Below are 13,527 nucleotides of genomic sequence, written 5' to 3'. Positions count from 1 at the left end.
TGCTGTTGGTGTTTCATTCAGTACAGCACATCTACCTCAAAAAGTATTCTCTTACTGGAATATAACTAAATTCAGTCATATTTTCCGAATTTAAACAAATCACCTATATATTTAAGACAAATTTTCCGATTTATTATTAATTAAAGCAGCCTGATTGAACTAAAACACATGCATGAAAGAAACATTCCTTTTCCGGCCTTTTTTAAAATTTAAGTATATTTGTTACTTAACATAAACAATTGACTTAACTATTATTATGCAGCATTTTCACCAGCTTAAAGTTTTACAGGCACGCCCCGAAACCAATGATTGTGTGCACATCACTTTCGAAGTTCCGCCGCATCTGCGCCACGAATACGCCTTTAAACAAGGGCAGTATCTGAATGTACGCTTTGTGCTGAATGGTGAAGATCTGCGCCGCAGCTATTCCATCGTGAATGCACCCAGCGAGCAGCAGCCCAATCTGGAAATTCTGGTGAAGAAACTGGAACATGGTAAAGTTTCCTCGTATTTAAATAATGAAATTAAAGAAGGCGATCTGGTTGAAGTGATGCCACCCGACGGACATTTCTATACGCATTATCATGCTTCCAATCAGAAAACCTATGTGGGGTTGGCAGCCGGAAGCGGGATTTCACCGGTACTCTCTAATCTGAAAGAAGCACTGCATCAGGAACCGCAAAGCAGCGCTTACCTTTTCTTCAGCAACAGAAGTTATGACCAGATTATTTTCCGGAAAGAGCTGGAGGAACTTGGCATCGAGTTTCAGGGCAGGCTGACGATTGTGTATTTACTCTCCCGGGAAAAGCATGCGGAGGATGAATTATTTGAAGGGCGAATCTGTGCTCCTAAACTGGAAGACCTGTTTCAGCGGTTCCCGGAGATCCCCGTGCAGGAAACTACGTACTTCATCTGCGGTCCGGCCGATATGATTAAAGACGTTTCGGGTTATTTAAAAAATGATAGAAAAGTACCTTCGCTGCAGATTATGTATGAATATTACGCGGCACCGGATGATGAAAGCAACTCGGAAATGAGCGACGAATTCAAAGCCATTCCGAATATTGAAAGCATGGTGACGCTTATTATTGATGATGATGAATATTCGTTTCACCTGAACTCCAAGAAGAAAAGCATTCTGGATCAGGCGCTGACGGATAAACTTCCCGTGCCTTTTGCCTGCAAGGGCGGCGTGTGCTGCACCTGCAAAGCTCAGGTGATGGAAGGAGAAGTATTTATGGAAAAAAACTTTGCACTGACGGAAGAGGAAGTGGAGCGAGGTTTTGTGCTTACCTGCCAGTGTCACCCAACAACCAATGTGGTGATGCTGAATTACGATGTTTAACTTTTGCCCCCAAAAAAACACCTAATCATGAACACTTGGAATTTTGTATCACTCATTGAAGAAGACAAAGAATTTAAAGTAAACGGCCTGAATATATGGAATTATTACTGGCATTGCTCAGACCGCAAAATTGAGGTAATCGGGCCGCTCAGCGGAAACCCGTATCTTTTTAATCAATATGAAATACGCACCCCGGAAAAGACGATAACCTTTGTGGCCGGTGAATTTTCGGAAGGTCGTATCGGGCTGTATCTCCAGGAGGAGGATGCCATCACGGCATCAAAAGCCTGATTTTATTTAAAAACAGAAAACAACAATGGAACAGGAAAAATTTTTAGCATACGTACAGGCAGAAAACAAAGTGGAACCGAAGGACGTGATGCCGGACGATTACCGCAAACTGCTGATTCGCCAGATTTCGCAGCACGCACATTCCGAAGTGGTCGGCATGCTGCCGGAAGCCAACTGGATCACCCGCGCTCCTTCCCTGCGCCGTAAAATGGCGCTGATGGCTAAAATACAGGATGAAGCCGGACATGGTTTATATCTGTACGCGGCAACGGAAACACTCAACAACGGAACCATTCCGGCGGACCGCGACAGCACCTATAATGACATGCTTTCCGGGCGCGCGAAATATTCCAGCATTTTCAATTATCCGGCCTTGTCCTGGGCAGATATTGGCGCGATTGGCTGGCTGGTAGATGGCGCAGCGATTATGAACCAGGTCATGCTCATGGGAAATTCCTACGGACCGTATGCCCGCGCGATGGTTCGCATTTGCAAGGAAGAATCTTTTCACCAGAGACAAGGCTATGAAATCCTGATGACGCTTTGCCGTGGCACAAAAGAACAAAAAGAACTGGCACAGGAAGCTCTGAACCGTTTCTGGTGGCCGGCTTTGATGATGTTCGGTCCCAATGATGATGCTTCGCCAAACTCGCAAAAATCAATGAATTACCGTGTAAAGCGCGAAAGCAACGATTCCTTACGCCAGCGATTCGTGGATGTTACCGTAGCGCAGGCTGAATTTTTAGGATTGACCATTCCGGATAAAGATTTAAAGTGGAATGAAGAACGCCAGCATTATGACTTCGGGGAACTGCCTTGGGATGAATTCATGGAAGTACTGAAGGGCAACGGGCCCTGCAACCGAAAGCGCCTGGAAACCAAAAGAAAAGCACAGCGCGAACATGCCTGGGTTAAAGAAGCCGCTATGGCTTACAGTAAAAAAACCGCTCACCAAAATGCTGAAGCTTAAATGATCTGGAAAGGAAGATATGACGGCGATGATGTACTGCATCATCGCCTTTTTCAGCGCGTCATTACGGGCGCTGATTATCGTGATGTAAAACCAAATGATTTTGTACTGCATGGCTTTGCCGTGGATGAAGGAGTACGCCGCAACAAAGGCCGGGTCGGCGCAGCAGAAGCGCCCGACATCATCAGAGCGAATATGGCCAATTTTCCGGTCGTGCAGCCGAATTTTGTATTGTGTGATTTTGGAAACGTTGAATGTGTTGATCAGCAACTGGAAGAATCGCAGGAAAGCTTAGCTAAAAAAGTCGGTAAAGCGCTTAGTGCTGGCGCCCGTTCCATCGTAGTCGGTGGTGGTCATGAAGTGATGCATGCTCATTTTTCAGGTTTACGAAAAGCGTATCCGCATAAGAAAATTGGCATCATCAATTTCGATGCACATTTTGACAACCGCAGTGTTGAGCCGAACGTTGGTCCGAGTTCCGGCACGGGTTTCTGGCAAATCGCACAACAGGAAACACTGCACAGTTTGCATATAGGCATTCAGCGAAATTCCAATACTTTACAGCTGTTTGATACCGCGCACCAATTGGGAATGCAGTATATCCTGGCCGATGAGCTGTTTTTTGAAAACCTTCCTTCTTTATATACTAAGGTGGATGAGTTCCTGGAAAATGTCGACGTTATCTATATAACAATATGTATGGATGTTTTCAATGCTGCGGTTGCGCCGGGCGTTTCTGCCGCTGCGTATAATGGTATTTTCGCAGATGCCGCCTTTATGCATTTGTACCGGCATCTCTTATCCAGTACGAAAGTGCGCGCTTTGGACGTAGCGGAAGTTAACCCTTCGTTTGATATTCAAAACCAAACTGCGCGGTTGGCAGCTTCCTTAGTGAATGAATGGCTGATGATATAAACTGAAACAACAAATTATTTAACCACAGTTGACGCTGCGGTTTTTTTATTAAATAACCAATAGATGATGACATATTCACAACTATATTTTAAAATAAAAACCCAACCCCACACTTTTTACAACGCCACATCCTGTCCATCAACATTAAATTTATACTAATTTGCAGTACCGAGATAAATAGTTTTTAAATTTTAATGATTTTAATTTAATAAAAAGAGACATGTTTCATTTTAATTTATTAATTTGGCAAAACATTAAATATTAACCAAGTTATTTTTTTATGAAAACAAAACTATCCCTGCTCGCGGCGGCCATGTTACCATTGGCTGTTTTCGGGCAAACGGTTGCCAAAAAATCGGTGCAGCCGTTCAACAAGAAAGCCGTTGCACAGGCAATGATTTCCAACACAGCCAAAATGCCGTTCGCCTACTGTACGCCAACAATACTGGACTGTAGTGATGGCGACGTTATTACCAATGTAACGATTGGAACTATTAATAACACCACGGATTGCAGCGCCAGCGGCTACAGCGACTTTACCAGTATGGCGGCCACAGTAACGCCCGGACAGGCAGTGCCGGTGTCAGTTAGTGTAGGCGACGGCTGGTTCGAACGGGTTTCTATCTGGGTGGACTGGAATAAAAATGACACTTTCGAAGCCTCCGAACTCATGACTAATGCCGCTACCGGACTCGGAGGCGGTACTTCAGACGGAGGAGCCTTAACCGGTAATATTACGATCCCGGCGTCTGCGCAGCCCGGCTCCTACCGCATGCGTGTGATGGCTATCGCGACAGGCTCTGATAATCCAGCACCAGACGACCCTTGCATTGATGAACAATATGGAGAAGTTGAAGATTATACCCTGACTATTGCAGCTCCTGCTACCGGCTGTTTAACAGCAACTAACGGGCAGTACCCAACTTCCACAGTGACTCCTGCCTGTAACGGCTCGGTAGTGAACCTTACAACCGTTGCCTATTTGAACGAATATTCCAAAGTGAATGTAACGGGCGGTGTTCCTTACACATTTAGCACTTCGAATGCTAATTTCTACATTACAATTTCGAATGAAGGTGGAACCACCGTATTGGCAGGAGGTAAAGGATCTGTAGAATATACACCTGCAACATCTGGAGTTGTTCGTTTTTATTCGCATTTGAGCGCAAACTGCGATGGTTCCGAGACCACACACACCCGCTCCGTAAAATGTGGCACACCTCCGCCTCCGCCGGTTACATGCGAAGATTTCAAAGTAACCTCTGCGACGATTGAGAATGGCGGCTTCTTTAATGGTGACAAAGCACAGCGCCTGGCCATTGATTTGCCGGTTGGTGCCAGCAGCCTGACTGCTTACGGGATGGAAATCAATGTGGCAGGTGTAGCGACGTACTTTAACTTTACCGTCTATAATGATAACGCCGGAAAACCAGGTACTCAGTTAACAACGCGCACGGGAACTATTAAAGAGCAGGTATCTGTTGGAAATAATTTTGGATTTGAATTCTATAAGAATACGGTAGGCTTTGACTCGCCACTTACGCTGGACCCAAATAAGCGATATTGGGTAGAAGTTAAAACAGATGCGGTCGCATGGCAATCCACAGCCACGAGTGGTTTGGGAAGTAGAGACGCTTTCTTAAATTCAGATACTGCCGATGCATGGACGATTGGCACTTCAGATTATGTATTCAAAATGATTTGCTCCACTTTGGGAGTGAATAACATAAGCTCTACTGCGAAGTTAAGTTACTATCCAAACCCGGTAAAAGACATTCTTACACTTTCCACCAGCGACAAAATCGAATCTGTATTAATTTACAATGTGGCAGGTCAAAAGATGAATGTATCGGCAAAAGCAGCGGAAGGCAAAATTGATATGACCCGCCTCGCTTCAGGGATTTATATCGTCAATGTTACCTTAGCGAATGGCCAGAAAGAAACCTTCAAGATTGTGAAGCAGTAATTCAACCTAAATAACACTAATTTAGCCGGCCTGTTTTCAGAGGCCGGCTTTCTTTTTGCAGATCAGAATTAATGAAATTGCAATAAACCACTGATTGAAAAACACTTACAACACAGGCTAAAAAGCATAAAAAAAATCCAAATGACAAAGAATTTTATATCTTTGCAGCAACTAACAATTAATTAAAATCTATTACTATGTCAGACATTGCATCAAGAGTAAAAGCGATCATCGCTGATAAACTCGACGTTGAAGAAACAGAAGTAACTCCGGAAGCTAGCTTTACCAATGATTTAGGCGCTGATTCCCTGGATACTGTAGAACTGATCATGGAATTCGAAAAAGAATTCAACATTCAGATCCCGGATGACCAGGCGGAGAAAATCACTACCGTAGGGCACGCTATTGCATACATCGAAGAAGTAGTGAACAAATAACATTTTTTTTACAAAGAATTTTTTATGGAATTAAAAAGAGTAGTGGTAACCGGCTTCGGCGCTATTACCCCTGTTGGAAACAATGCCAAAGATTATTGGGAAAACCTTGTGAAAGGTGAGAGCGGTGCAGCTCCTACTACTCTTTTTGATGCCACCAACTTCAAAACACGATTTGCCTGCGAGGTGAAGAATTTCGATCCTCTGCAGCATTTCGATAAAAAGGAGGCCAAAAAAATGGACCGCAATACCCAGCTCGGCATCGTCGCTGCGCGGGAAGCGGTGGAACATGCGGGCATCCTGAATAATGAAGCGGTTGATAAAAACCGCGTCGGGGTCATCTGGGGCTCCGGTATCGGCGGTCTCGAAACTTTTGAGAAAGAAGTTCTGGGCTGGGCCAATACCGATATTCCAAGATTTAACCCGTTTTTTATTCCAAAAATGATCGCGGACATAACACCCGGTCATATATCTATCGAGTACGGATTTCATGGCCCGAATTACACAACAGTTTCGGCTTGTGCTTCTTCTGCCAATGCAATCATCGATTCCAAAATGCTGATTCAGCTGGGGAAAGCCGATGTGATTGTCTGCGGTGGTTCGGAAGCAGCAGTGACGGCCAGCGGCGTCGGAGGATTCAATGCGATGATGGCACTCTCCACGCGCAATGATGATCCGAAAACTGCCTCCCGCCCTTTCGATAAAGACCGCGATGGTTTTGTTCTGGGTGAAGGAGCCGGCGCTATTATTCTGGAAGAATACGAGCATGCCATAAAGCGTGGCGCCACTATTTATGCCGAACTGAAAGGCGGCGGTATGAGTGCTGACGCATATCACATGACGGCACCGCATCCCGAGGGCCTCGGCGCTTATCTCGTGATGCAAAATTGCCTGCAGGATGCCGGCGTGACGGCAGACGAAGTAGACCATATCAACATGCACGGTACTTCCACTCCATTGGGTGACATTGCTGAATCGAATGCGATTTCCCGACTTTTCGGTGAACACGCGGCAGAAATTAATATCAACTCTACCAAATCAATGACGGGTCACCTTCTGGGTGCAGCCGGCGTGATTGAGGCGATCGCTGCCATCCAGACTATTGTTCACGGCATTATCCCGCCAACCATCAACCATTTTACGGATGATGAGAATATTGATCCGCGACTGAACTTTACTTTTAATACGGCAGTAGAAAAAGAAGTGAACGTAGCAATGAGCAACACATTTGGTTTTGGCGGCCACAACGCATGTGTGCTGTTCAGCAAAATCTAAGTTCATCAGCTCATGGAGTTCCAGAAATATTTTTCTAAATTCCTTACCAAACGAAAAAGAACCCTGTCCGAAGAAGACTATCTGCTGAGCAATGAAATCAGCAGCATCATCGGCTGCCCGGTGGAAAACATCAGTTTGTACCGCGAAGCATTTTCGCTGAAGACGGCGGGCAAGGGAAAACAGCAGCGCAATTATGAGCGGCTGGAGTTTCTGGGCGATTCAGTGTTGGGAACCATCATTTCCTGTTATTTGTTCTCTACGTATCCGCAGGCGAATGAAGGATATCTTACCCAGATGAAATCAAAAATCGTTAGCCGGCAAAATTTAAATAAACTGGGGAATGAGCTTGGCCTTACCGGTTTTCTGCAACATGATGCGGCCGCAACTTTGAGCGCTAATATTGCGGGGAATTTATTTGAAGCACTTATCGGCGCCATTTACCTGGATCTTCAGTACGAACAGTGTCGACGGATTGTGTTGGAACGCTTGCTGACCCCGGCTGAAATGAACAAGCTGGAAAATAAAATCGGAAGCTACAAAGGTCTGCTCCTAGAATGGAGCCAGAAGAAAAAGGTGAGCGTGCGCTACGAAACCTGCGAGGAAACGCAGCCCGGCAAAGTACAGGTCTTTCGGTCCTATGTGTGGCTGGAAGATGACAAGATCGCCAATGCCACCGAAAGCTCCAAGAAAAAAGCGGAAGAGAAAGCAGCCCAGCGCGCCTTCTATTATTTAAATAAAAAAGAAAATATTGTTGAAAAATCAAAAGTTCATACTTGACATTGACGGCGATGATGAAATTATCATCGGCCTGGTGCGGCTGGTTAAAGAATTGCCGGATCATGAACTTTTTTTTCACATTAATCAACTGAATCCTTTTCAGTTCCGGCGGATCGCCGATCTGATCGTACCCGGTCAGTATTACACTTTTCATTATCCGCGTTATCAGGCTTTTCTGCAACAAAACCAAACCTGCGTTCAGTTGATTTCCAACCGGGCCAGCCAGCAGATCACACTGCAGGATGCTCCTGTGTTATTTACGGGCGAAGAAGAAAAAAAGCACTTGCTGCCCCGCTTCGAAGAAGTAGACTTCCTTATTACCACATCGGAACCAATTGACGATTTTTCAGTAATTTTGCTACCCGATCATTTGGCCTTCCAAATCCAGGAATATCCTCTCTCTGCAGAGGATGAACTTTATCACTTAATTGAATACTATGAATAAATACGTAAAAAAGACTAAAATTATTGCGACCCTCGGCCCTGCTATTTCTACTAAAGAAATTATGATTGAACTGGTGCAGGCCGGTGTGGATGTCTTCCGCATCAATTTTTCACATGCAGATTACGAAATTGTTCAGCGCAATGTGGACCTGATCCGCGAAATCAATGAAGAACTGGGATATTCCGTTGGGATTTTGGGCGACCTGCAGGGGCCTAAACTTCGCGTCGGCGTGGTTAAAGAAGGTTCTTATTTAAATCCCGGTGATATTTTAACCTTCACCAATGAAAAGATTGAAGGCGACTCGACCAAAGTATATATGACCTATCAGCAGTTCCCGCAGGACGTGAAGGTAGGCGAACAAATCTTGATTGATGACGGAAAGCTGGTCCTCGAAGTAATTGAAACCAATGAGAAAGACACCGTTCGTGCGCGGACAATCCAGGGTGGACCACTGAGTTCCAAGAAAGGTGTGAACCTGCCAAATACCAATGTGTCCCTTCCTGCTTTAACGGAAAAAGATATCCAGGATGCCAACTTTATGCTCGATCTGGAAATCGACTGGATTGCGCTCTCCTTCGTACGGCATGCACAGGATATTATTGACCTGAAAGAACTGATTGCCAAACATCCGAAAGGCAAAATTAAAACACCTATCATCGCCAAAATCGAAAAGCCGGAAGGTGTTAAAAATATCGAGCAGATTCTAATGCAATGCGATGGGCTGATGGTAGCCCGCGGTGACCTGGGTGTAGAAGTTCCGATGGAACAGGTGCCGGCAATTCAGAAAAACCTGGTTGAAACAGCACGTAAGCACGCCAAACCCGTAATCATTGCGACACAGATGATGGAAACCATGATCAACAGCCTCACGCCTACCCGCGCAGAGGTGAATGACGTGGCAAACTCGGTACTGGATGGTGCCGATGCAGTCATGCTGTCCGGGGAAACTTCTGTTGGGAAATATCCGGTGGACGTAGTGAAAAACATGGCGAAGATTGTAAAAAACATTGAGCAAACGCACTTCTACCGCAGCAAGAACTCTCCTATCGAGCATGAATTTGATTGCATCGATGAGCGTTTTATTACAAACCGGGTTTGTCTGGCCGCAGTGCGTATCGCGAAAACCACCAATGTTGCGGCAATTATTACCCTCACCTACTCCGGCTATACCGCTTTCCAGGTGTCCGCACACCGCCCGAATTCCAATATAGTGGTCTTCAGTTCCAACAAGCGTGTAATTACCATGCTGAACCTTCTTTGGGGCGTGCGTGCCTTTTATTATGATATGCACAAGTCCACTGATCAGACGATTATTCAGGTGAACACCTTAGCGCATACCCACGGTTTTGTAGAAGCCAATGATTTTGTGATTAACCTGAATGCCACGCCGGCTTATGAAGAAGGAAAAACAAATACCCTGCGGCTTACGACCATTTAAGAAGCACGAATTAAAACACAAGCAGTCTCTAACCGGGCTGCTTTTTTATTATAATTGTATATTTTATGCAAGCAACCGCATCGCAAGTACGTACCCCAGGAGCAACCCGATGGCCAACAGTATAAAATAAAGATAGACCGGAACTTTTTTCTTATCGATTTCAGCCTGCAAACGTTGTAGTTCCTGATTCGCCATCATAACTTTCGCTTGGAGTGCGGCCGTTTCAGATTGAAGGGCGGCTTTCAGGTTCCGGTCATAAAGCAGTGCAATCTCTTTCTGATAGGCGCTCATTTCCTCCGCTTTCTGTTTTAACTGCTGCTGGTAGTGCTCCTGGTGTTCCGTCAACTGTTTTACGGCAGTTTCCTGCAACACGGTAAACTCCTTATTCCGCTGTGCTAACTGCTCCGTCAGGGTTTTTACCTGTTCTGCAAACTGCTTAGTAACATCCTTTTTAACTTCATCAATAAGCACTGCACGGGAATTGGATTTTTCTTCATTCAATTTCTCGATGATCCGGTGCAGGCCATTCCCATAATCGTGTGGCAGATTAAATTTGCGGTCGGACAGCTGATCGATCAAAGTTTCGTCCACCGTGTGGCCGATCGCAGTTACCGTTAATGGTGGGAGCGCAATAAATTCTTCGGCGAGCAAAAGGTCATTAAAAGCATCAAAACTTTGTTTGTCACCACCTCCACGCACCAATGCAATCACATCAAAATCCTGCGCAGAAAGTTTTTTCAATTGAGCCAGAATAGAGGTGGCAGATGTAATATTGCAGGTAAATTCCTCAATGGTAAAAAATGCCCGCGAAACATCCAGCCCTTCTGCAAAATCACTTTGCACGATGGCATTGTGCCCGTAAATGTTGGCAATTTTCACCGGTGCTCCCGCTAACAGTTTCTGCCGGATCAGGGTTTCGAGATTCTTCGACGGGAGGGCAAGTTTCCGCTGCACCAGATCAAAGCGTTTTAAGTCCTCTTCCGAAACTTTTCGTTCTTCTTCGCTAATAATTTCATCCACCACAAAGACGAGTTGAATGCTGGAGTTTTTCACGTTTTTATCAATGAAACCTTTCAGCGTATAGATTTCATTATTCTTAATTTTACTGCGTAGCAGCGCCGCGATTTTAATACCAATGGAACCACTGTCGCTTTCCGAATAGAGAAGGTCATAATAGTATGAGCCGTACGCTTTTCCGCCACCAAAGACATAACGACCCTTGATGAGAATCAGGTTTACCGTAGGCGGTAGCCGCAGGGCATTATTAAAAATTCCTAAGACAGAAGCAGGCGAATAAATTTCAAGAGTGAGTTCAGCAGACATAGAAAACTTCGGCAGGCATTTTAAACGGAAAGGCACTGCCGTACAAGTGCTTACCCTTCCGTCAGGATTGCAAATTTACGAAAGAATGTTTGCGGAGTGATAAAAAAAGTGGTTAAGCTCTTTCGTTCCAGTAATAAGAATCAGGATACGGCCGTGCGCCGAAGATAGCGGTGCCGACCCGAATGATGGTCGCTCCTTCTTCGATGGCGGTTTCCAGATCGCCGCTCATTCCCATAGAAAGTTCGCGGATGTCTGTGTCGGATAATTCCAGCGCCGCCGCTTCGTCGCGCAGGTTGCGAAGAAGGCGAAAACACGGCCGGACTTTTTCAGCTTCGGCACTGAATAAACCAATGGTCATTAAACCTGTAATTTTCAAGCGGTCCAATTGAGCAACTTCGCGAATAAGATCCAGTGCGTCGGTGGGAGCGACACCGAACTTGCTTTTTTCGCCGGAGGTATTCACCTGAATCATCACATCCAGTGTTTTGTTTTCAAAAGTGAGCCGCTGTTGCAATTTTTGCGCAAGACTGAGGCGATCCAACGACTGAAGGCAACTGACGTTATAGCGCAGCAGTTCTTTTATCTTATTGGATTGAAGATGTCCGATAAAATGATTCACGTGCGGAACCGTAGCAAGATCTTGTGCTTTGTCTTTGAGTTCCTGTATTTTGTTTTCCGCAATTAAAGGATAGCCTGCAGAAATTGCCAGCGCAATTCTCGAGGGCTCTATCGTTTTGGTAGCCAGCAGCAGTTGTACTTCATCAGGGGAACGGCCCGCCGAGGTGCAGGCGCTGTCGATTCGCTGCTGAATAAGCGCCAGATTATGCCGTATGCTCTGTTCCATTTGACTGTTCATTTTCAAGTCGGGTGAGAAGGTTGGCTTTCATTTGGGTAAAGGCTTCATCGCGCGCTTCGGCGAAGGAAATTCCGTAACGCCGGCTGATATTGCGCAGATCTTCATGAAAGGGCGACGTGATATAATTGTAATATTCGTCGAGGATGGCATCATCCGGGAGCTCGAACTGAACCCGCAGCTGAAACCGGCGCACCAAAGCAGGATCCAGAATTTCAGCGTGATTGGTGGCAGCGATTAGAAGAGCTTCTTGCGGCAGATAATCCATCAGCTGAATGACGGTGTTCACAAGCCGGCGCATTTCGCCCACATCGGTCGTATCGTTGCCGCGTTCTTTTCCGATCTGGTCAAATTCGTCCAGAAAAAGAACCGCTTTGTCGCGGCTGGCTTTATCAAAAAGTTGTTTCAGGTGCTGAGAAGTTTCGCCAATGCGCGCGGAAACGACATTACTCAGATTCAGAATGTACAATGGCTTGCCGAGCGCATGGGCAATGGCTTTGGCAGTGGTTGTTTTGCCGCAGCCGGAAGCACCCTGCAGCAGTACTTTATTATTAAGCGGCAATCCGTGCGCTGCAATTTCGGCGCTGAAGAGGTATTCTCGAATAAGCTGAACAACTTTTGCGCGGCTGTCGGGGGTGAGAAAAACTTCCTCGATGGAAACCCGGGTACCGTCACGGATGATAAGGTCGAAAACATTCATTCGGAGCGTTTGGTGCAAAGGTACTGAAGTTTACAGGAAAGCCGCTCTTCCGGCAGAGAAACAAGAGGTCCCTCATAGCCCGGATTGAACGGCCTGTCTGAGCTCTGGCGCGCCGGCTGCAGCCGGCGCGCCAAGCGAGTAGTGAAAGCCGGACGGTTCGCCAAAAAAAAGAACAAATCGTCCTGCTCCTAAAAATATTAATTTGTATTTACCGGAACACTGTTGAAGCCAATCGAGGTTTTCACAGTGACATCAGAAGTCGGTGATTTTTTGAGCACGTACACCATGCGCTGCTGCACGGAGCCTGATTTCATCACTTTATCCAGCGTACCGGAAGTGTTCACGTCCAGAGACAGCGAGCTGCCTACATTATCAGGAATATTGTCGCGGGAGGCGACCAGAATTTCATTGCCGCTGCCATTGGAAAGGTACACCTTCACCGACTGAAAGAGGCTGACGCTGGTATCGGAATTGACGGTAAGGGTGGCATTGGAAACGCGGATATCCTTCACATTGGCGCCGGAGCCGGTCAGCTGATTTACACTTTGAGCCGGCGAAACGGCGGATAAGGTAGTGTTGGCCGGCGAGCCCGACGTTACCAGCACGGTGGCATTGTACGGAAACGTATTCTGCAGAATCGAGGAAACCGTGGAACATCCTGTGAGTACGCCCACGGCGAGCATGGCAGATAAAACGGTATTTTTCATAATTTTTGGATTTAAAAAAGATATGCTTTCAGAAAGTATACCAATAGAGATCTGGAAATTTGAGAATGAGTTAATTTGGAAATGGGTT

General features: G+C 45.9%; 14 protein-coding genes. 10 read left to right on the top strand and 4 right to left on the bottom strand.

From position 1 onward, the window contains the following. Positions 1-256 precede the first annotated feature (256 nt). From MVI27_RS11170 to pyk, 10 genes are all read left to right on the top strand, one after another. Positions 257-1,345, top strand: coding sequence for an FAD-binding oxidoreductase (locus MVI27_RS11170; protein WP_246961832.1), 1,089 nt, complete (start codon positions 257-259; stop codon positions 1,343-1,345). 27 nt (positions 1,346-1,372) lie between these two features. After that, the gene (locus MVI27_RS11165) at positions 1,373-1,636 is read left to right on the top strand and encodes a hypothetical protein (RefSeq protein ID WP_246961829.1); all 264 of its coding nucleotides are present in this window, start codon (positions 1,373-1,375) and stop codon (positions 1,634-1,636) included. Between the two features lie 25 nt (positions 1,637-1,661). Continuing rightward, a complete protein-coding gene (gene paaA, locus MVI27_RS11160; RefSeq protein ID WP_246961827.1) occupies positions 1,662-2,606 on the top strand; it encodes a 1,2-phenylacetyl-CoA epoxidase subunit PaaA in 945 nt (314 codons plus the stop codon). Then, positions 2,607-3,521: a formimidoylglutamase gene (hutG, locus tag MVI27_RS11155; protein WP_246961824.1), complete on the top strand. Its 915-nt coding sequence runs from the start codon at positions 2,607-2,609 to the stop codon at positions 3,519-3,521. 280 nt (positions 3,522-3,801) lie between these two features. Further along, positions 3,802-5,487 (top strand): GEVED domain-containing protein, encoded by a 1,686-nt coding sequence (locus tag MVI27_RS11150; RefSeq protein WP_246961822.1) that lies wholly within the window; start codon positions 3,802-3,804, stop codon positions 5,485-5,487. 197 nt (positions 5,488-5,684) lie between these two features. Then, positions 5,685-5,924 (top strand): acyl carrier protein, encoded by a 240-nt coding sequence (locus MVI27_RS11145; protein WP_002976354.1) that lies wholly within the window; start codon positions 5,685-5,687, stop codon positions 5,922-5,924. 24 nt (positions 5,925-5,948) lie between these two features. Then, complete coding sequence (gene fabF / locus MVI27_RS11140; protein ID WP_246961820.1) at positions 5,949-7,196, top strand: beta-ketoacyl-ACP synthase II; 1,248 nt, start codon at positions 5,949-5,951, stop codon at positions 7,194-7,196. A gap of 12 nt (positions 7,197-7,208) precedes the next feature. Then, on the top strand, positions 7,209-7,973 hold the full coding sequence (rnc, locus tag MVI27_RS11135) for a ribonuclease III (protein ID WP_246961818.1): 765 nt from the start codon (positions 7,209-7,211) through the stop codon (positions 7,971-7,973). After that, positions 7,945-8,418, top strand: a complete 474-nt coding sequence (locus MVI27_RS11130) for an IPExxxVDY family protein (protein WP_246961816.1) — start codon at positions 7,945-7,947, stop codon at positions 8,416-8,418. The genes rnc and MVI27_RS11130 overlap by 29 nt, the downstream gene beginning before the upstream one ends. Then, positions 8,411-9,856, top strand: a complete 1,446-nt coding sequence (gene pyk, locus MVI27_RS11125) for a pyruvate kinase (protein ID WP_246961814.1) — start codon at positions 8,411-8,413, stop codon at positions 9,854-9,856. Before MVI27_RS11130 ends, pyk begins: the two co-directional genes overlap by 8 nt. A 63-nt stretch (positions 9,857-9,919) precedes the next feature. On the opposite strand, the gene MVI27_RS11120 is transcribed toward pyk, so the two are convergent. The 4 genes from MVI27_RS11120 to MVI27_RS11105 form a co-directional block, all read right to left on the bottom strand. Continuing rightward, entirely contained in the window at positions 9,920-11,179 is a 1,260-nt protein-coding gene (locus MVI27_RS11120) for an exodeoxyribonuclease VII large subunit (protein ID WP_246961812.1), read from the bottom strand. A 112-nt stretch (positions 11,180-11,291) separates the two neighbouring features. After that, entirely contained in the window at positions 11,292-12,023 is a 732-nt protein-coding gene (locus tag MVI27_RS11115; protein ID WP_246961811.1) for a YggS family pyridoxal phosphate-dependent enzyme, read from the bottom strand. Further along, the gene (locus tag MVI27_RS11110; protein ID WP_246961809.1) at positions 12,001-12,732 is read right to left on the bottom strand and encodes an AAA family ATPase; all 732 of its coding nucleotides are present in this window, start codon (positions 12,730-12,732) and stop codon (positions 12,001-12,003) included. The genes MVI27_RS11115 and MVI27_RS11110 overlap by 23 nt, the downstream gene beginning before the upstream one ends. 197 nt (positions 12,733-12,929) lie before the next feature. After that, positions 12,930-13,439 carry a hypothetical protein gene (locus MVI27_RS11105; protein WP_246961807.1) on the bottom strand — a complete coding sequence of 170 codons (510 nt, stop codon included), beginning with the start codon at positions 13,437-13,439 and terminating at the stop codon, positions 12,930-12,932. Positions 13,440-13,527 lie beyond the last annotated feature (88 nt).

Origin of the sequence: Chryseobacterium salipaludis (genome assembly GCF_022968825.1) — a bacterium.
Lineage (GTDB): Bacteria > Bacteroidota > Bacteroidia > Flavobacteriales > Weeksellaceae > Kaistella > Kaistella salipaludis.
Note: the sequence above shows the minus strand (reverse complement) of the source record. Positions and strands in the feature narration are given on the sequence as shown.